At 66.3% G+C, this 20603-nt stretch carries 20 protein-coding genes; 10 read left to right on the forward strand and 10 right to left on the reverse strand.

Annotated elements, in window-relative coordinates:
- Positions 1-22 precede the first annotated feature (22 nt).
- A complete protein-coding gene (gene ybiB, locus ABIB38_RS08920; protein WP_429203408.1) occupies positions 23-1021 on the reverse strand; it encodes a DNA-binding protein YbiB in 999 nt (332 codons plus the stop codon).
- Positions 1022-1169: 148 nt separating this feature from the next.
- On the opposite strand from ybiB, the gene ABIB38_RS08925 reads away from it, so the two are divergent.
- The 3 genes from ABIB38_RS08925 to ABIB38_RS08935 all read left to right on the forward strand — a co-directional run bounded on the left by ABIB38_RS08925 (position 1170) and on the right by ABIB38_RS08935 (position 4340).
- Positions 1170-2231 carry a 3-deoxy-7-phosphoheptulonate synthase gene (locus ABIB38_RS08925; protein ID WP_429203409.1) on the forward strand — a complete coding sequence of 354 codons (1062 nt, stop codon included), beginning with the start codon at positions 1170-1172 and terminating at the stop codon, positions 2229-2231.
- A 58-nt stretch (positions 2232-2289) separates the two neighbouring features.
- Entirely contained in the window at positions 2290-3330 is a 1041-nt protein-coding gene (gene tsaD, locus ABIB38_RS08930; RefSeq protein ID WP_429203410.1) for a tRNA (adenosine(37)-N6)-threonylcarbamoyltransferase complex transferase subunit TsaD, read from the forward strand.
- 164 nt (positions 3331-3494) lie between these two features.
- A complete protein-coding gene (locus ABIB38_RS08935; RefSeq protein ID WP_429203411.1) occupies positions 3495-4340 on the forward strand; it encodes an endonuclease/exonuclease/phosphatase family protein in 846 nt (281 codons plus the stop codon).
- Positions 4341-4474: 134 nt separating this feature from the next.
- Here ABIB38_RS08935 and ABIB38_RS08940 read toward each other — a convergent pair whose 3' ends face one another.
- The 3 genes from ABIB38_RS08940 to ybaK form a co-directional block, all read right to left on the reverse strand.
- On the reverse strand, positions 4475-5137 hold the full coding sequence (locus ABIB38_RS08940; RefSeq protein ID WP_429203412.1) for a DsbA family oxidoreductase: 663 nt from the start codon (positions 5135-5137) through the stop codon (positions 4475-4477).
- Positions 5138-5217: 80 nt separating this feature from the next.
- On the reverse strand, positions 5218-5841 hold the full coding sequence (plsY, locus tag ABIB38_RS08945) for a glycerol-3-phosphate 1-O-acyltransferase PlsY (protein WP_429203413.1): 624 nt from the start codon (positions 5839-5841) through the stop codon (positions 5218-5220).
- 93 nt (positions 5842-5934) lie between these two features.
- Positions 5935-6426 carry a Cys-tRNA(Pro) deacylase gene (gene ybaK / locus ABIB38_RS08950; RefSeq protein WP_429203414.1) on the reverse strand — a complete coding sequence of 164 codons (492 nt, stop codon included), beginning with the start codon at positions 6424-6426 and terminating at the stop codon, positions 5935-5937.
- 38 nt (positions 6427-6464) lie between these two features.
- On the opposite strand from ybaK, the gene ABIB38_RS08955 reads away from it, so the two are divergent.
- The gene (locus ABIB38_RS08955; RefSeq protein WP_429203415.1) at positions 6465-7424 is read left to right on the forward strand and encodes an endonuclease/exonuclease/phosphatase family protein; all 960 of its coding nucleotides are present in this window, start codon (positions 6465-6467) and stop codon (positions 7422-7424) included.
- Positions 7425-7496: 72 nt separating this feature from the next.
- On the opposite strand, the gene ABIB38_RS08960 is transcribed toward ABIB38_RS08955, so the two are convergent.
- The 5 genes from ABIB38_RS08960 to ABIB38_RS08980 all read right to left on the reverse strand — a co-directional run bounded on the left by ABIB38_RS08960 (position 7497) and on the right by ABIB38_RS08980 (position 13062).
- Entirely contained in the window at positions 7497-9662 is a 2166-nt protein-coding gene (locus tag ABIB38_RS08960; protein ID WP_429203416.1) for a putative bifunctional diguanylate cyclase/phosphodiesterase, read from the reverse strand.
- A gap of 267 nt (positions 9663-9929) precedes the next feature.
- The gene (locus ABIB38_RS08965) at positions 9930-10145 is read right to left on the reverse strand and encodes a hypothetical protein (RefSeq protein ID WP_429203417.1); all 216 of its coding nucleotides are present in this window, start codon (positions 10143-10145) and stop codon (positions 9930-9932) included.
- A gap of 81 nt (positions 10146-10226) precedes the next feature.
- Positions 10227-11129, reverse strand: coding sequence for a site-specific tyrosine recombinase XerD (gene xerD / locus ABIB38_RS08970; protein WP_429203418.1), 903 nt, complete (start codon positions 11127-11129; stop codon positions 10227-10229).
- A complete protein-coding gene (locus tag ABIB38_RS08975; RefSeq protein WP_429203419.1) occupies positions 11102-11626 on the reverse strand; it encodes a methylated-DNA--[protein]-cysteine S-methyltransferase in 525 nt (174 codons plus the stop codon). Before ABIB38_RS08975 ends, xerD begins: the two co-directional genes overlap by 28 nt.
- Positions 11627-12063: 437 nt before the next feature.
- Positions 12064-13062 carry a TRAP transporter substrate-binding protein gene (locus tag ABIB38_RS08980; RefSeq protein WP_429203420.1) on the reverse strand — a complete coding sequence of 333 codons (999 nt, stop codon included), beginning with the start codon at positions 13060-13062 and terminating at the stop codon, positions 12064-12066.
- Between the two features lie 159 nt (positions 13063-13221).
- Here ABIB38_RS08980 and ABIB38_RS08985 point away from each other — a divergent pair, with 159 nt between their 5' ends.
- The 3 genes from ABIB38_RS08985 to ABIB38_RS08995 all read left to right on the forward strand — a co-directional run bounded on the left by ABIB38_RS08985 (position 13222) and on the right by ABIB38_RS08995 (position 16437).
- The gene (locus tag ABIB38_RS08985) at positions 13222-15231 is read left to right on the forward strand and encodes a two-component system sensor histidine kinase NtrB (RefSeq protein ID WP_429203421.1); all 2010 of its coding nucleotides are present in this window, start codon (positions 13222-13224) and stop codon (positions 15229-15231) included.
- Between the two features lie 95 nt (positions 15232-15326).
- Positions 15327-15908, forward strand: coding sequence for a response regulator transcription factor (locus tag ABIB38_RS08990; RefSeq protein WP_429203422.1), 582 nt, complete (start codon positions 15327-15329; stop codon positions 15906-15908).
- 148 nt (positions 15909-16056) lie between these two features.
- A complete protein-coding gene (locus tag ABIB38_RS08995; RefSeq protein WP_429203423.1) occupies positions 16057-16437 on the forward strand; it encodes a DUF3052 family protein in 381 nt (126 codons plus the stop codon).
- Between the two features lie 20 nt (positions 16438-16457).
- On the opposite strand, the gene queG is transcribed toward ABIB38_RS08995, so the two are convergent.
- Positions 16458-17555 (reverse strand): tRNA epoxyqueuosine(34) reductase QueG, encoded by a 1098-nt coding sequence (queG, locus tag ABIB38_RS09000; protein ID WP_429203424.1) that lies wholly within the window; start codon positions 17553-17555, stop codon positions 16458-16460.
- Between the two features lie 53 nt (positions 17556-17608).
- On the opposite strand from queG, the gene tsaE reads away from it, so the two are divergent.
- Genes tsaE through ABIB38_RS09015 form a run of 3 tightly spaced genes read left to right on the forward strand, consistent with a single transcriptional unit; the run spans position 17609 to position 20383 of the window.
- On the forward strand, positions 17609-18118 hold the full coding sequence (gene tsaE / locus ABIB38_RS09005) for a tRNA (adenosine(37)-N6)-threonylcarbamoyltransferase complex ATPase subunit type 1 TsaE (RefSeq protein WP_429203425.1): 510 nt from the start codon (positions 17609-17611) through the stop codon (positions 18116-18118).
- Positions 18070-19584, forward strand: coding sequence for an N-acetylmuramoyl-L-alanine amidase (locus ABIB38_RS09010; RefSeq protein ID WP_429203426.1), 1515 nt, complete (start codon positions 18070-18072; stop codon positions 19582-19584). The genes tsaE and ABIB38_RS09010 overlap by 49 nt, the downstream gene beginning before the upstream one ends.
- Positions 19585-19597: 13 nt before the next feature.
- Complete coding sequence (locus ABIB38_RS09015) at positions 19598-20383, forward strand: D-hexose-6-phosphate mutarotase (RefSeq protein ID WP_429203427.1); 786 nt, start codon at positions 19598-19600, stop codon at positions 20381-20383.
- The last annotated feature ends 220 nt before the right edge of the window (positions 20384-20603 follow it).

A 20603-nucleotide genomic window follows, 5' to 3' on the forward strand; every position in this document is an offset into this window, starting at 1 on the left:
TCGGCCGACCCGGTCGGCAAACTCAAGCCAGCGACTGGCTGCGCGCGCGGATCTTGCGCGACACTTCCACGCAATACGCCACCTGGGTCGTGATCGAGGCCGGCACCGGCACGTCGCCGCGCAGCGCGGCGCCGATCCAGGCCGCGGTGGTGGCCACGTCACGGCCATCGGGTACCTCGGACAATTCGTCGGTCGGCGCGTCGCGCTCGACCAGCAGCGCGCGCTGGCCGGCATGGAACCAGTCGATGCGCTGGGCGCGGTGCGGGTGGGCCACGGTCTCTCCCTCGGTGCCGCGCATCAGGAAGGCGTCGCCCCGCATGTCGCTCTCCTTTTCGCTGTCCACGCCCGTGAAGAAACCGCCCAGGGTTTCCAGGTATTCGGGATGGGTGTACGACACCAGGCGCAGCGCCGGGCCGTCGAAGGGCTGCAGGATCTTGACCAGGGTGTGGGTCGAATTGCGCACTCCCAGCACCCGCCGCAGCGACAACATATGGGCCAGCCGTGGGGCCAGGTGCTCGATCGGCATGAAGGCCGGACGCAGGTGGGCGAACTCGTTCTGCACCTCGGCGGCGGTCGTCGCCTCGGGCATGCCCAGCGCGTGCAGGATCTCGGCCGTGGTCACGCGCCCCGGGTCGGTGCGCACGCCGTGCACCAGGGTCGGCACGCCCTCGCGCGCCAGCAGCAGGGCCAGCAGCGGCGTCAGATTAGCCAGCTTGCGCGCGCCGTTATAGGTCGGGATCGCGACCGGGGCGAACTCGCCGCGTGGCGTGGGCAATGGCGCGAACGACGCCTCGGCCGCGTCCATGAAGCCGGCCAGCTCGTCCACGGACTCGCCCTTGATGCGCATGGCGAGCAGGATGGCGCCCAGTTCCAGGTCCGAGACCCGGCCTTCCAGCATGGCGGCGTAGAGCGCGCGCGCATCCGCGCGCGTCATGCTGCGCGCGCCCTTGACGCCGCGGCCGATTTCCTTGATGAAGGGCGCCGCGATAAAGCGCTCGATGTGATTCGTGTCGGTAGTCATGGCAAGAGGATACATGGGAACGGGGCAAGCTTGCAGCACAGGGTGGCGCAGGGAGCGGCGCCCACGTGGTTTTTGCGAGATCGCGTATGCACGTGCAGCAATTTCCGTCTACACTGGCCGATCCACTTGAAGAATTCCAGACTGCACAATGACCAGTACGCCACAAATCGAAAACACCAACGTCAGCTCGTTTTCCCGCATGCCCACGCCGGTCGAACTGCATGCGGCCCTGCCGCTGAGCGAGCGCGCCTATGCGACCGTCATGGGGGGCCGCGAGACGCTGCGCAATATCCTCGACCGCCAGGACAAGCGCCTGTTCGTCGTGGTCGGCCCGTGCTCGATCCACGATCCGGAAGCCGGCCTCGACTATGCGCGTCGCCTGAAGGCGCTGCAGGACGAGGTGAGCGACACCATGGTGCTGGTGATGCGCGTGTATTTCGAGAAGCCGCGCACCACTACCGGCTGGAAGGGCTATATCAACGATCCGTTCATGGACGACTCGTTCCGCGTCGACGTCGGCATGGAACGCGCGCGCCGCTTCCTGCTCGACGTGTGCGAGCTGGGCTTGCCGACCGCAACCGAGGCGCTGGATCCGATTTCTCCGCAATACCTGGGCGACCTGATCGCCTGGACCGCGATCGGCGCGCGCACCACCGAATCGCAGACCCACCGCGAGATGTCGTCCGGCCTGTCCACCCCGGTGGGCTTCAAGAACGGCACCGACGGCGACGTCAGCATCGCGATCAATGCGGTACTGTCCTCGGCCAATCCGCACGCCTTCCTGGGCATCAATGGCGAGGGGAAAGTCGCGATCGTGCGCACCAGCGGCAATGCCTACGGCCACGTGGTGCTGCGCGGCGGCGGCGGGCGGCCCAACTACGATTCGGTGTCGGTGGCGATTGCCGAACAGGCGCTGACCAAGGCCAAGCTGCCGGCCAACCTGGTGGTCGACTGCTCGCATGCGAACAGCTACAAGAAGCCCGAACTGCAGCCACTCGTCATGTCGGACGTGATCCAGCAGATCCGTCATGGCAACAAATCGCTGGTGGGCGTGATGATCGAGTCGAATATCGTCAGCGGCAGCCAGGCGATCCCCAGCGACCTGTCGCAGCTGACCTATGGCTGCTCGGTGACCGATGGCTGCATCGGCTGGGAAGAAACCGAGAGCATGTTGCGTCAAGCGCACAAGGAGTTATTGCAGCGTCCGTGAATGAGAACGAACCGTACGGTAAAATCGACGGTTCTGCCTTATTCAAACTGCTCCTCCCATGATCGTTCTTGGCGTTGAATCCTCCTGCGATGAAACCGGCTTTGCTCTGTATGACACCGAGCGCGGCCTGCTGTCCCACGCCCTGCACTCGCAGGTCGCCATGCACGAGGAGTATGGCGGCGTGGTGCCGGAACTCGCTTCGCGCGACCACATCCGGCGTGCACTGCCGCTGCTGGACGAAGTCCTGACCCGCGCGAACCTGCCGGCGTCGGACATCGACGCCATCGCCTACACGCAGGGCCCGGGCCTGGCCGGCGCGCTGCTGGTCGGCTCCTCGGTCGCCTGCAGCCTGGCGCTGGCGCTCGATAAACCCGTGCTCGGCGTGCACCATCTCGAAGGCCACCTGCTGTCGCCGCTGCTGGCGTCGGAGCGCCCGGAATTCCCCTTTCTTGCCCTGCTGGTATCGGGCGGGCATACCCAGCTGATGCGGGTGGACGGCGTCGGCAGCTATACGCTGCTGGGCGAGACCCTGGACGACGCGGCCGGCGAAGCCTTCGACAAATCGGCCAAGCTGCTGGGCCTCGGTTACCCCGGCGGGCCGGCAATTTCTCGCCTGGCCGAATTCGGCGATCCGAACGCCTATACCTTGCCGCGCCCTATGCTCCACAGCAAGGATTTCAATTTCAGCTTCTCGGGCCTCAAGACCGCCGTGCTCACGGTGGTCAAGAATCACGAAGAAAAAGTCGTCGCCAATATCTGCGAGCAGGACAAGGCCAACATCGCGCGCGGCTTCGTCGATGCGATCGTCGACGTGCTCACCGCGAAATGCGTGAATGCGATGAAGCACACGGGCTTGACGCGCCTCGTGATCGCGGGCGGCGTCGGCGCCAACAAGCAATTGCGCGAATCGCTCAATGCGGCCGCCGCCAGACGCAAGTTCAAGGTGTACTACCCGGAGCTGGAATTCTGCACCGATAACGGCGCCATGATCGCCTTCGCCGGCGCCATGCGCCTCGAGCGCAACCCGGCGCTGGCCCAGCGCGATTATGCGTTCACGGTGCGTCCGCGCTGGCCGCTGGACGAGCTGGAAGCTGCGTAGGGTGGACGGCGAAGCCGTCCACCCTACGCGCAAGGAGGGCTCTTGCGAGCTCCAGGCGCCTGAATTCGCCATTGAACTTGCCAGCCTGACATCGATCCTACCGTGTGACCGTCTGTCGCCAAACGGTGGCAATATCCGTCGCTCAAGATTTACGGAGGTGAACGATGCGCGTAGTAAGCTGGAATATTCGTTGGGGTTGTGGCAAGGACGGGCGAATTCGCATCCATGCGGTCATCGACGTGCTGCGCCGGCTGAACCCCGATGTGATCTGCCTGCAGGAGGTGGCCGCCAACCACCCCGAGCTCGAGGGCAGCGCCAGCGCCAACCAGTTCAAGCAGCTCAGCGGCGCATTCGGCGGCTACCACGCGATGGAGCACGCCCCGAGTGAAATCTACAAGAACAACGTTCCGCGCCTGTTCGGCAACCTGATCCTCTCGAAATACCGTATCTCGCAGGTGCACCGCCACCTGTTGCCGTGGCCGGCCGATCCGGAGCACCCCGCCGGCATGCCGCGCGGCCTGCTCGAAACCGTGGTCGATGCCCCGACCGGCAAGCTGCGCCTGTTGACCACCCATCTCGAATACTATTCGCCGCCGCAGCGCATGGCGCAGGTGGCGCGCATCCGCGAACTGCATGCCGAAGCCTGCGCCCGCTCGCGCCTGTTCCAGCCCGATCCGAACCTCGATGCGCCGTTCCAGCTGGGCTTCCGTCCCGGTTCGGCGATCCTGTGCGGCGATTTCAATTTCGCGCCGGATGCGCCGGATTACCAGGCGCTGCTGGGCGCGCCGGAAGCCGGCGCGCTGCCGCTGGTGGACGCCTGGCGCGTGGTGCACGGCGACATGGCGCGCGCACCGACCACCGGGCTGCACGGTTTCCCGTGGCCCGAGCGGCCTGAGTGCTACGACTATTTCTTCGTCACCGACGACCTGGCGCCGCGGCTGACCGGGCTCGACGTGCAGTCGGAGACGGCGGCGTCGGATCATCAGCCGGTGGTGCTGGACCTCAGCTGAACGATGGGCACCGTAGGGTTGGCCGGGGCGCGCAGCCGGCTTCGCCGCCGACGCGGTGATTGTTATCGGCGCCGTTTTCGCGCCGGATGATTCCGCCGCCAACCATCACCGCGTCGGCGGCATAGCCGCCAACCCTACGCGGAGGCGTAGAGTTCAAGCCCCGGGATCTCGCGCAGCGCCCGCTCGAACACTTCCGGCGGCTGGCCGCCGGAAATCAAGTGGCGCTGGTTGATGATGATCGCCGGCACCGACTTGACGCCGGCGCGCTGGAAGAATTGCTCGCGCGTGCGCACGTCGTCGGCGTACTCGTCGGACTTGAGGATGCGCTCGGCCGTGTCATGGTCCAGGCCGACGCTGTCGACCGTGCGCAACAGCACGTCGTGGTTGCTCGGGTCTTCGCAGCGGGTGAAATAGGCTTCCAGCAGCGCGGTCTTGAGCTGGCGCTGCTTGCCTTCGTCCTCGGCCCAGGCCAGCAGGCGGTGCGCGTCGAAGGTGTTGTAGATGCGGCCGCGCCGCTCCATGTCGAAGGTAAACCCGACGGCGGCGCCGCGTGCGCGGATCGTCTCGCGGGTGGCGGCTTGCTGCTCGGCCGTGGCGCCATATTTCTGCGTCACGTGCTCGACGATGTCCTGGCCGTCCGGACCCATGTCGGGGTTCAGTTCGAAGGGCTGGAAATGCAGGTCGACGCGCACGTCGTCGCCGACCTTCAACAGGGCCTGTTCCAGCGATTTCAGGCCGATCGCGCACCATGGGCACGAGACGTCCGACACAAAATCGATCCTGAGTTGCTTGCTCACGGCTTACCACCTTTCTGTCCGGCGCGGCGCGGATGCGCCGCTGTTCGAGACGAATGGTAACGCCTGGAGAAAAATCCGGCTTATTTCGCTTTTTTCGCCGCGGCCGACTTGCTGCCGATCTTCGATTCCTTGCCGGCGATCAGGTTGCCGATATTGCTGCTGTGACGCCACAGCAGCAGCGCGCTCATCGCGAACACGGCGAACAGGATCGGATCGACGCCGAACAGCAGGCCATAGTAGAACGGCGCGAAGATCGAGGCGACCAGGGCCGCCAGCGACGAATAGCGGAAGGCGTAGGCGACGATCAGCCAGGTCGCCAGCGTCGCCAGGCCGAGCCATGGATTGATGCCGAGCAGGACGCCCAGCGCGGTGGCCACGCCCTTGCCGCCCACGAAGCGGAAGAATACCGGCCACAGGTGGCCGATGAAGACGGCGATCGCGACCAGGGCGATGCCGGTGTCGTCCAGGCCGACGTCGGGGCCGAAGCGCACCGCCAGCCAGACCGCCAGCCAGCCCTTGGCGGCGTCGCCGACCAGGGTGGCGATCGCGGCCTTCTTGCTGCCGCTGCGCAGCACATTGGTGGCGCCGGGGTTCTTGGAGCCATAGGTGCGCGGGTCGGACAGGCCGAAGGCGCGGCTCATCACGACCGCGAAGGAAATCGAGCCGAGCAAATAGGCGGCAATGGTGGCAATCAGGGTGGTCATCTGGTCTCTCGGTGGGCTCCGGCCGGTGTCATTACCGGAAAGCGGTCGTGAATATACACCATCGGATCGCGATGGCGGAAGTGACGCCGCGCGTCACTCCGCCAGCGCGCACTGCACGGGGCGCGCCTTCAGCACGTCGACCAGCACCTTCGGATCGATGCCGACCAGGAAGCCGCGGCGTCCGCCATTGATGTAGATCTTGTCGAGCGCCAGGATGCTTTCCTCGACATAGACCGGCATCGCCTTGCGGATACCGAACGGCGAGGTGCCGCCGACCAGATACCCCGAGTGGCGCTGGGCGACGTCCGGCTTGCATGGCTCGACCGATTTGCAGGGGATGGCGCGCGCCAGGTTCTTGGTCGATACCTTGCAGTCGCCATGCATCAGCACGATGAGCGGCTTGGCCGCCTCGTCCTGCATGACCAGGGTCTTGACCACGTCGTGTTCGGGCACGCCGAGCGCGCTGGACGAGCTCCTGGTGCCGCCATGTTCTTCGTACTCATAAGGATGCTCGGAAAATGCGACGGCATGCTTGCGCAGGAATTGGGTGGCGGGTGTCTCGGAGACGTGCTCTTTCTTGGCCATGCGTGTTACGCTAAAGAGGAACAATAGGGGTTTCTATTATGCAGGAAGAACTTCGGTTTGCCACCTTCAATGCTTTCAACCTGGCCCCGCCCGGCGCCCGCCTGTACGACAATCTCGCGCCCTTCACGGCCGCGCAATACGAGGCCAAGCTCGACTGGACTGCGCATCAGCTCGACCTGATCAATGCCGACGTGATCGGCTTCCAGGAAATCTTTTCGCAGAGCGTTCTGAAAGAAGCGCTGCGGCGCAGCCGGCGCTATCGCGACGCCCACCACATCGGCTTCGACCCCGACCCGCATGCTCCGCGCCTGACCCCGAGCGTGGCCCTGGTCTCGCGCCTGCCGCTGGCCGAGCCCGCATCGCAGCTGCCCCTGTTCCCGCACAACGTCACGATGCCGCCCGGCAGCCGCGACCCGGACCGGTTCACCCGCGCGCCGCTGCATGCGGGCGTGATCGCGGCGCCGGGGGTGGTGATCGACGTGATCGTGGTCCATCTCAAGTCGCGCCGGCCCGACTACCGTTCGGGCGACAGCGGCGCCGACCCGCACCTGTATGCGCTGGCCTGCCTGCGTTCGCTGATCCGGCGCGGCACCGAGGCCACGGCGCTGCGCGTGCTGCTGACCGACATGGCGCACGCCAACCGCCGGCCGCGCATCGTGCTGGGCGACTTCAACGACGTGGCCGATTCGGTGACCACCGAGATCGTGCTGGGCGAAGGCACGCCGGTGGCCGAGCGCATGTTCGACGCCAGCCAGGTGCAGCGCCGGCTCGACCACCAGCGCCACGTCGGCTTCTCGATTCTGCACGACACGCGCCACTCGACCATCGACCACATCCTGGTGTCGCCCGAATTCAATCCGGCGCTGCCGGGGGCGATCGGCGAGGTGGTGGACGTGGTGTACCTGAACGATCACCTGAACCTGGCGCTGCCGGAGTCCTCGGATCATGGGCAGGTGCTGGCCAGGATACGGTTATTTGCGCAGCGTGACCTGACCTGACCTGACCTGAGTTGACGTGAGTTGACGTCACCGGCAACGGCAGGGTTGGCAACCGTCGGGTCGGCAACCGTATCAGGCGGGGCGCGGCGACAGATCCGGCCGCGCACTGGCCGCGCTGGCATAGAAACCCTGGTAATCGTCGCAGCCATGGCGGCGCAAAAACTCCAGCTGCTCGGCCGTCTCCACGCCCTCCGCCACCACCCGCAAGCCCAGGCTGCGCGCCACCGAAATGATGGCCGGCACCATGGCGGCATCGACCGGGTCGTGCCCGACGTCGCCCACGTAGCTGCGGTCGATCTTGAGCTTGGTAAGCGGAAAGCGGCGCAGCGCCTCCAGGCTCGACACGCCAGTGCCGAAGCGGTCGATGCTCAGCTGCACGCCGCGTGCGCGCAGCGCCAGCACCGTCTCGAACGCCGGCTCGCCGCGCACCAGCGCATCCTCGGCGATCTCGAGCTCGAGCGCTCCCGGCGCCAGGCCCGCGCCCAGCAAGGCGGCGTCGACCGCCGCCCGCAGTCCCACATGCGCGAGCTGGGCGGCGGACAGGTTGACCGCGACCGTGACCGGAAACCCCGCATCGCTCCAGGCGCGCGCCTGGCGGCAGGCCTCTTTCAGTACCCACTCGCCGATCGGAACGATCAGGCCGGATTCCTCGGCCACCGGCAGGAAGCGGTGCGGCAGCAGCAGGCCGTGCTCCGGATGACGCCAGCGCAGCAAGGCCTCGACCGTGCCGACGCGGCCGCTCGCCACCTCGATCTCGGGCTGGTATTCGAGCACGAACTCATGGCTGTCGATCGCCTGGCGCAGCCGGTTCTCGAGCTCGACCCGCTCGATCACATGGGCGTTCATGGCCGGACTGAAGAAGCGGTAGGTGTCGCGCCCATCCTGCTTGGCGTGGTACATCGCGACGTCGGCATGATGCAGCAGCGCCTCCACCTCGCCGCCGTCGTCGGGGCACAACGCGATGCCGATCGAGACCGACAGCGCCACCTGCTGCCCTTTGATGTCGATGGGACGCGCCACCGCCTGGGTGACGGCGCCGGCCACATGCGCGGCCTGGTCGGCACCCTTGATGTCGGCCAGCAGCACCACGAATTCGTCGCCGCCCAGGCGGCTGATGGTGTCGACCCTGCGCACGCAGGCGCGCAGGCGCGCGGCGACCTCGCGCAGCACGGCGTCGCCGGCCTGGTGGCCATGGGTATCGTTGATCGCCTTGAATTTATCGAGGTCGAGGAACATCACGGCGCAGCGGTCGCGCTGGCGGCGCCAGGTGGCCAGCGCCTGGTGCAGGCGGTCGAGGAACAGGATGCGGTTGGGCAGGCCGGTCAGGGCGTCGTGCTCGGCCTGGTGCCGCACCTGCTCCTCGAGCCGCTTGCGCTCGCTGATGTCGGACAGCATCGCCATATAGCTGGACACGTCGCCGTGGGCGTCGCGGATCGCCGTCAGTGCCACCCGCACCGGATAGCGCTCGCCATTGCTGCGCACGCTGGCCAGTTCGCCTTCCCAGTGGTCCTGGCCGTCGAGTTCGGACCAGATGCGCTCGTAGAAGCCGTCGGCGGCGTCCCAGCCCAGGCTGGCCAGCGACTGGCCGAGGATGTGCTCGGGGACATGGCCGGTGATGCTGGTGAAGGCGCCGTTGACGGCGCGCACGCGGTAGTCGGCGTCCATCATGATGATGGCGTCGCGCGCGTTCTGGAACACCTGGGCCGCCTGCGCCAGGTTGCTCTCGGCCTCTTTACGCGCCGTGATGTCGACTTCCATGCAAAAGACTTCTTGCATCACGCTGTCGTGCCTGACCGGGTAGGGGCAGGAATAGACCCAATGGCGCCGGCCGGCGCGCGATTGCACCTGCCAGTCGCGCGCGGGCGGCGCGCGGCCGCTGCGCCAGATCGCGGCGATCGCTTCCTCGAACTCGGCCTCGTGGTCGGGGTGGAACACCAGTTCGCGGAAGGGTTTCCCGACCGCCTCGCTGGATGGGATGCCGTACAGCTCTTCGCTGGCGCGGTTCCAGAAGCGGATAATGCCGGCCTGGTCTATCGAGTGCACGGCGACCGCCGGCGCCAGCTCGAGCGCCGTGACGAAATGGTGGAGCCAGCCGAAGGCCTCGGGCCCGCCCTCGGCGCGCCCCAACAGCTCGCCCGCGGCAATGGCCGGCGCATCCCCGATATGCGGAGCGTCGGAAGAAGGCGCGGCCGACGGCGCGGACGGGTGCGCCGCGGGCTTCGGCGGTGGTTCGCTCACAGCAATGGCCTTTCGCTATGGAAACGACAATAATCAGATAGACAACACCGACATTGTTATACCGCGGCGGGCCTTGGCGTTTGCGAGCTCGCAAACGGCGGGCGGCAAGCGCTTCGTCGCGCCATACCGCCATTCACACCGGCCAACTGACAGCTTGTCGCATTCAGATGGCTCAGACCGTTGTGGATGCTTATAGTTCCATCATGCGCCAGGGGCTCCATCGATGTCGACGGAGCACAGGCGCAAACCTCTTGGCGGGCCGGCCGCTCAGGCCAGGCTCGGGGGCGCCGCGGCCGGGGTGCGTTCGTCGCCCGGCGCGGCGTCTTCGTCGTCGTCGTCCGCATCGCCATCGGGCTGCACGGCCGTGGCGCCGTCAGCCGGCGCGCTCTTCGCTTCCAGCTTGCGCTTGGCTTTTTCTTCCGCCTTGCGCTTCTTTTCGAGTTCCCGTTGCCGCTTTTCGTACGAAAAATTGTTCCGTGCCATAGTCACCTCGATGTGTTGGATTCAAAGAAAATGCTGCATCCGCACAGCCATTATGGACTACTGCGCGGTTCACGACTTACGCTATCCACGTGGATGATGCTGTGCGTGCAGCCGCTTCAGCCGCTCGCGCGCCACGTGGGTGTAGATCTGGGTCGTCGAAATGTCGGCGTGGCCCAGCAATAATTGCACCACGCGCAGGTCGGCCCCGTGGTTCAGCAAATGGGTGGCGAAGGCGTGGCGCAGCGTGTGCGGCGACAGCGGACCGGTGACGCCGGCCTTCGACGCATGTTTCTTGACCAGGATCCAGAACATCTGGCGCGTCATCGGGCCGCCGCGGCCCGTGACGAACAAGGCGTCGTCGACCTGGCCGTTGAGGATGATGCCGCGCGCATCCTTCAGGTAGCGTTCGAGCCAGCGCCGCGCCTCTTCGCCGAACGGCACCAGGCGCGTCTTGCTGCCCTTGCCGGTCACGCGCAGCACGCCATCGTTCAGGCTCACTTCGACCAGTTTCAGGGCCACCAGTTCCGACACCCGCAAGCCGCTGGCATACATCAGCTCCAGCATCGTGCGCTCGCGCAAACCCAACGGCGTCGAGATATCGGGGGCGGCCAGCAAGGCCTCGACCTGGTCTTCGCTCAAGGTATGCACGAAGCGGGTCGGCTGGCGCGCCGACGGCATCTTGAGGCAGGGATCGGTTGCGATCTGTCCGCGGCGCAGCAGCAGGCCGTAGAAGCGCTTGAACACCGACAGCCGGCGGTTGGCCGTGCTCGGCCGCGATTCCGGATGGCGGTCGGCGAAATAGGCGGCCAGGTCTTCCGGCCCCACGGCCAGCAGGCCGCGGCCGGGGCGCTTGACGTCCAGCCAGCCGGCGAACAGGCGCAGGTCGCGCCGGTAGGCGTCGAGCGAGTTCTTCGCCAGGCCCTGTTCCAGCCAGAGCGTGTCGCAGAACTCGTCGATCAGGGCCAGATCGACTGTTGCTGCCATGGAGCGGCGGTGGCGCCTTCGTGCCGCAGCAGCCAGCGCTTGACCGAAAGATGGAAACCGTTCTCGTCGTTCTGGTTCGAGAAGCCGCCCAGGCCGCCGGATGCCGTGACCCGGTGGCATGGCTGGATCAATGGGAACGGATTGGCGCCGCAGGCCTGGCCCACGGCGCGCGGATGCGAACCGATCACCTTGGCCAGGTGGCCATAGGTGCGCACGGCGCCGCGCGGGATGGCGCTGATTTCTTGCCACACCTTGCGCTGGAACTCGGTGCCGGCGTCGACCAGCGGCAGGTCGAAGCTGAAATCCGGGTCGGCCAGGTAGCGCGCGAGCTGCTGCGCGCTCTGCTCGGCGACGGCGCTGTCGGCGGCCTTTTCCTCAAAAGAAGGCGGCAGGTAGACCACTTCGCGCAGCTTGTCGGCGGCGATGCGGATGCCCAGCGCGCCGAAGGGAGCGGGCACGATGGCATTGAAAATCTGGCTGGCAGGATCGGTTTTCATGGTGGGGACGACGGAGCAATGTGTTGCCCAGGCATCTTAACCGGGCGGCGGGAACGGAGCCAGCGATTGGATCGTCGAGACGAAAAAAAAGCGCACCCTCGGGTGCGCTCCAATTCGGGTCACGTTTCCGGCCGCCGGGTCTTGCCAGCGACTTCTGTCAAACGTGGTGTCTCCTCGAATGTCTCCGGTATGAATTACCGTGCTTTTATCAATGCTCCCCCAAAACCTTCGCATGCCGCTTCGATTGCTTGTTCTTGGCACCGCCGCGCACCATCCCAGTGCGCATGAGCCCCATGATATCGCAAGTGCTTATAGAAAATGTATCTTTTCGGCCACAAATTTGGAAAATTATTTTACTTATAAACAAAACGTCATTGCCGACATGCTGTAGGCGCATGACGGCGCGCCACACCACCATCCCTGCTCCCTGCCCTGCGTCAGCGCTCGACTTCGCGCAAGATGGCGCGCACGGTGTCCTTGCCGATTCGGCTTTCCATCTGTCCATACACCGGCTGCATGGCGCGCCGCCATTCGGCCTGCTGGGCCGGTGTGAGCGTATGGATCACCGTGGTGCCGGCCTGGCGAATGGCTTCCATGGCGTCGTCATTGGCGCGCTGGGCGATCTGTTTCTCATACACCGTGGCTTCACGCATGGCGCGCGCCAGGGTGTTGCGGGTGGCGGCCGGCAGCCCATCCCAGAATTTTTTGTTGACGATCACTGCATAACCCAGGTAGCCGTGGTTGGACACCGTCAGGTGGCTTTGCGTCTCGTGCATGCGCTGGGTGTACATGTTCGACGGCGTATTCTCGGTACCCTCCACCACGCCATCGCGCAAGGCGGGTGCGGCTTCGGAGAAAGCCAGCGTCATCGGCTGGGCGCCCAGCGCGCGCATCTGCGCATCCAGCACCTTGGACGCCTGAATACGCATCCGCAATCCCTCGAAATCCTTGGGCGAGGTCAAGGGTCGGTTGGCCGACATGATCTTGAAGCCGTTATGCCAGAATGCCAGGCCAGTGATGCCCTTGGGTTCGAGCTTTTGCAACAGGTTGCGACCAATGCGGCCTTCGGTCACCTTGTTCAGCGCCGCCCGGTCCGGAAAAATATACGGCAGGTCGAATGCCTCGAAATCGCGCACGCCCAGCGGCGAGAATTTGGCCAGCGATGGCGCCAGCATCTGCACCGCGCCCAGTTGCAGGGCCTCGAGTTCCTCGCGGTCCTTGTACAGCTGGCTATTGGGATACACTTCCACCCTGACTTGGCCGCCCGTCATTTGCTCGGCCAACTCCTTGAAACGCTCGGCGGCCCGTCCCTTGGGCGTGTCGGGCGCCACCACGTGGCTGAACTTGATGACGATCGGCCCCTGCGCCAGGGCGTCGACACTCGCGGCCGCCGCCAGCGCGAACAGCGCGGTGGCGGCCAGGGTCTTGATCTGCATAACGGTTCAATTCTTTCTAATAAAACCTTGGAAAGCACCGAAGCGCTTCCCTTACACTGGCGGAAACACTGCCGCACGCAAATCTGTGCCGCGCCAACGTCGACCGCCATCGTGGACTTCCACCATCGCTGGACAGTGTAACCAATACAGGACTCTTGCATGAAACTTCCGTTCGCCCAGCCCATGTCGGAACCGCGCGCGCGCATCCGCGCCTGGCGCTTCTGGCGCTGGCTGGTGCCGATGCTGCTGGTGCTGCTGTTCCTCGCGGTGCTGATCTGGCTGCCGTGGCAGGCGCGCCAGATGGAAAGCACCGATCGCCAAGAGCAATTGATTGCAGACACGCTGTGGGTCGAGCAGACCTTGCGCTTCGAGCTGGCGCGCAGCGAGGATGCGCTCGGCGCCCTCGGCGCCGACCTGGTGGTCGCGCCGCTGCCGCCGGAGAAGTTGCTGGCGAGGTTCCGCCAGATGTTCGTCAACGGCCCGGAACTGGTGCGCGTGGTGTGGAGCGACGCCGCCGGCACGGTGCTGGCCAGCCATGGCGCCGACCTGCCCGCCGCCGGACAGCCCGCGACCACGGCCCTGGCCGGAGAAATGGCGCGCTCGATCCGGCGCGGCCGCTACAGCGAGCCGTATGGCGCCACGCCGTCCACCCATGGCCTGATCGATTTCTACCTGCCGCTGTTTCGCAACGGCCAGTTCGTGGGCAGCCTGGTCGCGACCTACAGCCTGCAGGTGCTGCTCGACGAGACCGTGCCCTGGTGGTTTGCCCAGGACAATGCGCTGGCCCTGATCGACCGCGACGAACAGGCGGTGGCGCGGCGCGCCTCCGGCGGCCCGGGACGCGGCGTGTACACCCACCAGCGCGCGCTCGACCTGCCGGGCGCCCAGCTGGTGCTGTCGACCAACAGCGTCAAGCGCGCGCCGCAGCTGCTGCCGAACCTGCTGGTGGGGTCGGTGATCGTGCTGGCCCTGGGCCTCCTGACCAGCCTGGCCGCGCTGTGGCGCCACATCTCGCGCACGCTGGCGGCGGAAAGCGCGCTGCGCCAGCAGATGGCGTTTCGCACGGCGATGGAAAATTCCCTGCTCACCGGCCTGCGCGCGCGCGACCTGGAAGGCCGCGTCACCTACGTCAACCGCGCCTTCTGCCAGATCGTCGGCCATCCGCCGGAAGAATTGATCGGCAAGAAGCCGCCGATGGCCTATTGGGCGCCGGAAGCGACCTCCGAATACGAGGAACGCTTCCAGGGCATTCTGTCGGGCAAGGTCACGCCGCAATTCGAGACCGTGTTCCAGCGGCCGGACGGCGTCCGGGTGCCGGTGCTGGTGTTCGAGGCGCCGCTGGTCGACGTCGACGGCCGCCATACCGGCTGGATGAGTTCGGTGCTCGACATCACCGACCGCAAGCGGGTGGAAGAGCTCAACCGCCAGCAGGAAGAAAAGCTGCAGACCAGCGCACGCCTGGCCACCATGGGCGAGTTGTCGTCGATGCTGGCGCACGAGCTGAACCAGCCGCTGGCGGCGATTTCCAGCTACACGGTGGGAGCCCTGAACATGCTCGAGCGCGCCGCAGGCACCGGCGACGACCTCAAGCCGGGCATGCTGCGCCATGCGCTGGAGCAGGCGCGCCAGCAGGCCCAGCGCGCCGGCCAGATCATCCGCAGCGTGCACGAGTTCGTCAAGAAGCGCGAACCGCTGCGCCAGGAGGTGACGATCCGCAGCATTATTTCCAATGTGCATGCCCTGATCGAGCTGCAGGCGCGCCAGGCTGGGGTGGCGCTGCGCGTGCAATTGCCGCCCAGCTTGCCGCCAGTGCTGGCCGACCGCGTGATGCTGGAGCAGGTATTGCTCAACCTTACCCGCAATGCGATCCAGGCCATGCAGGACACGGCGCCCGACCAGCGCGTGCTGCGCATCGAGGCGGTCCATACCGACGGGCAAGTGGCGGTGTCGGTGGTCGACCGCGGCCACGGCATCGCCCCCGAAGTGGCCGAGCGGCTGTTTTCTCCGTTTTACTCGACCCGGGCCGAGGGCATGGGCATGGGCCTGTCGATCTGCCGCACCGCGATCGAATTCCATGGCGGCACCCTGAACCATGCGCCGCATCCGGCCGGCGGCACCGTGTTCACGTTTTCGCTGCCGGCCCAAGCGGCGAGCCGGGCGCTGGGCTAGAATTCGGTCTGCGGCGCGCCGGTTCACCGGATGCGCCATCTTTACGAGAAAAGCAACAAAGGCGGGAACTCCACCCCGCCACTACGGAGACCTGCATGCTGCACATCGTCGACGACGAAGAAGTCATTCGCGATTCGCTCGCCTGGCTGGCGCAATCGCGCGGCCTTCCCGCGCGCGGCTACGCGAGTGGCCAGGAATTCCTCGACGCCCTGCAAGACCTGGACGTCAGCGGCGACTGCGTGCTGCTCGACGTGCGCATGCCCGGCATGAACGGCATCGCCGTGTTCGACGACCTGATCAAGCGCGGCCTGCTGCCGCGCCTGCCCGTGATCTTTCTTACCGGACATGGCGACGTGCCGATGGCGGTCGACTCGCTCAAGCGCGGCGCGTTCGATTTCTTCGAGAAGCCATTCAACGACAACCAGCTGATGGACCGGGTCGAGGAAGCCCTCGCCGCCTCGCGCAAGGCGGCCGCCTCGGCCGGCGTGCAGGCTCGCCTGGCCACCCTGTCGGCGCGCGAACGCGAAGTGCTCGACCTGATCCTGGCCGGCATGATGAACAAGGTGGTGGCCGATAAACTGGGCATCAGCATGCGCACGGTCGAAGTGCACCGGGCCCATATCTTCGACAAAATGCAGGTCAAGACGGCCGTCGAGCTGGCTGGACTGTTGAAATAACGCCGGCCGCGCGTTCGCGCAGCCCCTCGCTTTTTGCCGACCTTGTCGCGCGTCAAGCGTTCCAACGCCTCATGGGAAGCCTTGTAAAATAGTCTTGAACGCGCCGCGGCCCCGGGCGCCGCGATGCACTCTCTTTTAGGAAACTCCAATGAACGAAAAGACAGTTGCAGACAAGATGTTTTTGCGAACGGCGAAATCGATGCTGGTGCTCAATGGCCAGGCCAATCCGAACGTGACGGCCCAGATGCCGGCCGAGATCGTCAAGGAGGGCGACGGCCCGTTCGACGCGATCCTGATGTTCTGCATGCACCGCAAGGATCTCGAGCACTATTTCGACATCGCCAAGCGCAAGCTCGGCGAGAAGGGGTCGCTGTGGATCGCCTACCTCAAGCAGACCGCCTCCAAGGCCACCGACATCAACCGCGATTCGATCAATGCCTATGCCAAGGAAAACGGCATCACCGGCGTGGCCATGATCTCGATCGACGGCGACTGGTCGGCCCTGCGCCTGAAGCGCATCGAGCCCTGAAGGCCTGACCCGACGCTGGCTCAGGCGGCGTGGCGCGCCAGGGCCCAGGCGACATGCTCGCGCACCAGGCCGGATGGATGATCACGCCGGGATTGCAGGGCAGCCACGATGGCAGCATCCCCGCGCTTCTTCTCTGCGGCATTTCCCAATCCCACCGCCAGGTTGCGCAGCCAGCGCTCGTGACCGATCCGGCGGATCGGACTGCCTTCCATGCGGCGGTTGAATTCCTCTTCGTCCCAGGCGAACAGCGCGAGCAGGTCGCCATCGCCCAAGCCGTTGCGTTCGTCGAAATCCGGCACCGCAGCAGGCTGCGCAAACTTGTTCCATGGGCAGGCCACCTGGCAATCGTCACAGCCATAGATGCGGTTGCCGATCAACGGTCGCAGTTCTTCCGGAATACTGCTTTTCAGCTCGATCGTCAGGTAAGAGATGCAGCGCCGCGCGTCGAGCTTGCCCGGCCCCAGGATCGCCCCGGTCGGGCACAGGTCGATGCACGACCGGCATTGCCCGCAATGCGCGCCGGTGGGCGGATCGACGGGCAGCGGCAGGTCGACCAGGATTTCGCCGATGAAGAAGGTCGAGCCGGCCGCGCGCGACAGCAGCAGGGTGTGCTTGCCGCGCCAGCCCAGGCCGGCCTTCTCGGCCAAGGGCAACTCCATCACCGGCGCCGAGTCGGTGAACACGCGAAAGCCGAACGGCCCGATCGCGTCCTGGATGCGGCCGGCCAGCGACTGCAGGCGGTTGCGCAGCACCTTGTGGTAGTCGCGGCCACGCGCATACACCGACACCACCGCGGCATCCGGCGCCTGCTGGCGCAGGCGCTCCCGGGCGCGCCAGTCGTCGTCGCCCGCGGCGGGCAGGTAATCCATGCGCGCCACGATGGCGCGCACCGTGCCCGGCACCAGTTCGGCGGGACGGGCACGCTTCATGCCGTGGCTTGCCATATAATCCATCTCGCCGTGGTAACCCGCGTCCAGCCAGGCTTGCAGGCCGGCCTCCAGGTGGCCCAGGTCGACGTCGGCGATGCGCACGTCGGCAAAGCCGAGCTCCTTGCCCCACGCCTTGATGGCGCGCGCAAGCTGGGGCAGGTCGGGGGCAGGGTCGGGGCAAATGGGCATACCGCAAGAAATCACGCAAAAGAAACCTGAAAAACAGCACGCTATTTTATTCGATGCAGCCTTCTACATCGCGCTTGCAGCGCTATCTGCCGGACGAGTCCGCCACTGCCGCCCTCGGCGCCGCCCTGGCGCGCGCCTTGCAGCCGGGCCTGGTGATCCATCTACACGGCGACCTCGGCGCCGGCAAGACCGCCCTCACCCGCGCGCTGCTGCAGGCGGCGGGCCACACCGGCACCGTGAAGAGCCCGACCTACACCTTGTCGGAACCGTATCGCGTGATGCTCGATGGCAAGCCCCTGAACGTCATCCATTACGACCTGTACCGCATGGCGAGCCCGGAAGAATTCCTGGACGCGGGCTTTCGCGAGGACTTCGACGGGCGCAACGTGTGTATCGTCGAGTGGCCCGAAAAAGGCGACCCGGTGTTGCCGCTGCCCGACTTGCGTGTCTTGCTCAACGTAAGCGGGCCCGGCCGTGATGTAGAATTGCAGGCGTTGTCCGAATTAGGCCTGCTATGCCTCGACCGTCTCGCCCCCCTTCTGCCGCCCCAGCCGCCAGCGTGACGCCTTCGTCCTCGCGCCGCCGTGTCCTGCTCAAGGCCGGCGGCACGCTGCTGCTGTCCGTCATCCCGCTGCGCGCCAGCGCCAATGAGATCCTGGCCGTGCGCGTCTGGCCCGCTCCCGACTATACCCGGGTCACGCTCGAAAACGACACCGACCTCAAGGCCGAACACTTCCTGATCCCCGATCCGCCGCGCCTGGTGGTCGATATCGACGGCCTTGCCCTGAGCCCCACACTCAAGAGCCTGGTGGCCAAGATCGAAGCGAACGATCCTTACATCAAGCAGGTGCGGGTGGGCCAGAACCGCCCGAACGTGGTGCGCCTGGTGTTCGACCTGAAGGCCGAGATCAAGCCGCAGGTATTTACCCTGGCGCCGGTGGCCGGCTACCAGCACCGCCTGGTGTTCGACCTGTACCCGGCCGCCCCGGTCGACCCGATCGCCGCTTTGATCGAACAGGGCGACTGGAGTCCGGGCCCGACCACGACCCTGGCGGCCGACCAGCCGGCCCTGGGCGACCCCGTCGCCGGTACGCCGGTGGCCGGCGCGCCGGCCTCGCCCAATCCCGTCGCCGGCACGCCGCCGGTGCAGATTCCCATGCCGCCGCCCGCCGTCCCGCGCACCCAGCCGAATGCCGGTCCGGACGCGATCGCCAAGCTGGAAGCCGAGATGTCGGGACTGAAGGGCACGGCCCCGGCCGTGGCGGTGCAGCCGCCGCCGACGCGCAGCCCGGCCGCCGCCCCGGCCCAGAAGGTGGCGCGCATGATCACCATCGCCCTCGATCCGGGCCATGGCGGCGAAGACCCGGGCGCGATCGGCGCCAGGGGCAGCCGCGAAAAGGACATCGTGCTGGCGGTGGCCAAGCGTCTGAAGGCCAAGCTGGAGCAGATGCCGAATACCCGCGTGATGCTGACCCGCGACGGCGACTACTTCGTGCCGCTGGGCACGCGCGTGCAAAAGGCGCGCAAGGTGCAGGCCGACCTGTTCGTGTCGATCCACGCCGACGCCTGGATCTCGCCGACTGCGCGCGGCTCGTCGGTGTTCGTGCTGTCCGAAAAAGGCGCAAGCTCGAGCGCGGCGCGCTGGCTGGCGAACGACCAGAACAAGGCCGACCTGATCGGCGGCGCCAACCTGACCGGCACCAGCGACAAACACCTGGCGAGCGTGCTGTTCGACCTGTCGACCACGGCCCAGATCAATGACAGCCTCAAGCTCGGCAAGGCCGTGCTGAAGGAAATCGGCGGCATCAACCGCCTGCACAAGGCCTCGGTCGAGCAGGCGGGCTTTGCCGTGCTGAAGGCGCCGGACATCCCGTCCATCCTGGTCGAGACCGCCTTCATCTCGAACCCGCAGGAAGAAGCGCGCCTGAACGACGACGGCTACCAGAACCAGCTGGCCAATGCGATCACGAACGGCATCCGCCGCTATTTCGCCGATAATCCGCCCATGGCCAAGAGCCGCCAGACCTGAGCCAGACACCATCATGGAAAACATCACCTTCGGGCAACTGCCCGCGATTCGCATCACGGCGCCGGACGGCGCCTGCGCCGTCGTCACCCTGTATGGCGGCCACCTGGTGTCGTGGCACGGCGCCGATGGCGGCGAGCGCATGTTCCTCAGCAGCCGCTCGGCGCTGGACGGCAGCCGCGCGATCCGTGGCGGCGTGCCCGTCATCTTTCCCCAGTTCGCCGAACGCGGCGACGGCATGCGCCATGGCTTCGCGCGGGTCAGCACCTGGCGCCTGGAACGGCACGGCGTCGAGGGGGATGCGGCGTGGGCGGAGTTCGGCCTGAACGAGACCGACCTGGCGCCGGCAACGGCCGCGGCCTGGCCGCATCGCTTCGCGCTGACGCTGCGCGTAAGCGTGCGCGCCAACGCGCTGGAGATGGCGTTCAGCGTGCGCAACACGGGCACCGCGCCCTTCCCGTTCGCGGCGGCGCTGCATACCTATCACCTGGTGCCGCACCTGGCGGACGTGCGCATCGAAGGGCTCGAGGCGGGCACGCTGTCCATCGCGGACAAGCTCGACGTGGTCTATGAAAATGTTGCCGGCAACATCACCCTGGGCACCTGGGCGCGCGTCCTGACGCTGGAACAGGAAGGCTTCCGGGACGCCGTGGTATGGAATCCGGGCGCCGCGGACACGGCCGCGCTGGCCGACATGCAAGACGACGAGTACCAGCGCTTCGTGTGCATCGAGCCGGCGCACTTGAGCCCGGTCGAGCTGGCGCCGGACGCGCTGTGGGAAGGCCGTTACCGCATTTCCTGACGTTCCCGCCCGGATCATGAAAAACGCGCCTCGGCGCGTAATGCCGTCAAGTTAAGTTGCTGAGCTAGCCGTCAACTACGTCGTCCCCGCGCAGGCGGGGACCCAAGTTCTGCAAACGTCGTCGAAACGCTTGCAAGATTGGGTCCCCACCTGCGTGGGGACGACGTTTTTACGCTAACTCAAGAAGACTTTCGCCTTCACTTAACGACGTTACGCCCCG

Source organism: Massilia sp. UYP11 (genome assembly GCF_050434805.1).
GTDB lineage: Bacteria > Pseudomonadota > Gammaproteobacteria > Burkholderiales > Burkholderiaceae_D > Telluria.

Excerpts from the sequence above, each read along its gene's own strand:
- ybiB (WP_429203408.1), bottom strand. The coding sequence starts at position 1,021 with ATGACTACCGACACGAATCACATCGAGCGCTTTATCGCGGCGCCCTTC.
- ABIB38_RS08925 (WP_429203409.1), top strand. The coding sequence starts at position 1,170 with ATGACCAGTACGCCACAAATCGAAAACACCAACGTCAGCTCGTTTTCC.
- tsaD (WP_429203410.1), top strand. The coding sequence starts at position 2,290 with ATGATCGTTCTTGGCGTTGAATCCTCCTGCGATGAAACCGGCTTTGCT.
- ABIB38_RS08935 (WP_429203411.1), top strand. The coding sequence starts at position 3,495 with ATGCGCGTAGTAAGCTGGAATATTCGTTGGGGTTGTGGCAAGGACGGG.
- plsY (WP_429203413.1), bottom strand. The coding sequence starts at position 5,841 with ATGACCACCCTGATTGCCACCATTGCCGCCTATTTGCTCGGCTCGATT.
- ybaK (WP_429203414.1), bottom strand. The coding sequence starts at position 6,426 with ATGGCCAAGAAAGAGCACGTCTCCGAGACACCCGCCACCCAATTCCTG.
- ABIB38_RS08955 (WP_429203415.1), top strand. The coding sequence starts at position 6,465 with ATGCAGGAAGAACTTCGGTTTGCCACCTTCAATGCTTTCAACCTGGCC.
- ABIB38_RS08965 (WP_429203417.1), bottom strand. The coding sequence starts at position 10,145 with ATGGCACGGAACAATTTTTCGTACGAAAAGCGGCAACGGGAACTCGAA.
- xerD (WP_429203418.1), bottom strand. The coding sequence starts at position 11,129 with ATGGCAGCAACAGTCGATCTGGCCCTGATCGACGAGTTCTGCGACACG.
- ABIB38_RS08975 (WP_429203419.1), bottom strand. The coding sequence starts at position 11,626 with ATGAAAACCGATCCTGCCAGCCAGATTTTCAATGCCATCGTGCCCGCT.
- ABIB38_RS08980 (WP_429203420.1), bottom strand. The coding sequence starts at position 13,062 with ATGCAGATCAAGACCCTGGCCGCCACCGCGCTGTTCGCGCTGGCGGCG.
- ABIB38_RS08985 (WP_429203421.1), top strand. The coding sequence starts at position 13,222 with ATGAAACTTCCGTTCGCCCAGCCCATGTCGGAACCGCGCGCGCGCATC.
- ABIB38_RS08990 (WP_429203422.1), top strand. The coding sequence starts at position 15,327 with ATGCTGCACATCGTCGACGACGAAGAAGTCATTCGCGATTCGCTCGCC.
- ABIB38_RS08995 (WP_429203423.1), top strand. The coding sequence starts at position 16,057 with ATGAACGAAAAGACAGTTGCAGACAAGATGTTTTTGCGAACGGCGAAA.
- queG (WP_429203424.1), bottom strand. The coding sequence starts at position 17,555 with ATGCCCATTTGCCCCGACCCTGCCCCCGACCTGCCCCAGCTTGCGCGC.
- tsaE (WP_429203425.1), top strand. The coding sequence starts at position 17,609 with ATGCAGCCTTCTACATCGCGCTTGCAGCGCTATCTGCCGGACGAGTCC.
- ABIB38_RS09010 (WP_429203426.1), top strand. The coding sequence starts at position 18,070 with ATGCCTCGACCGTCTCGCCCCCCTTCTGCCGCCCCAGCCGCCAGCGTG.
- ABIB38_RS09015 (WP_429203427.1), top strand. The coding sequence starts at position 19,598 with ATGGAAAACATCACCTTCGGGCAACTGCCCGCGATTCGCATCACGGCG.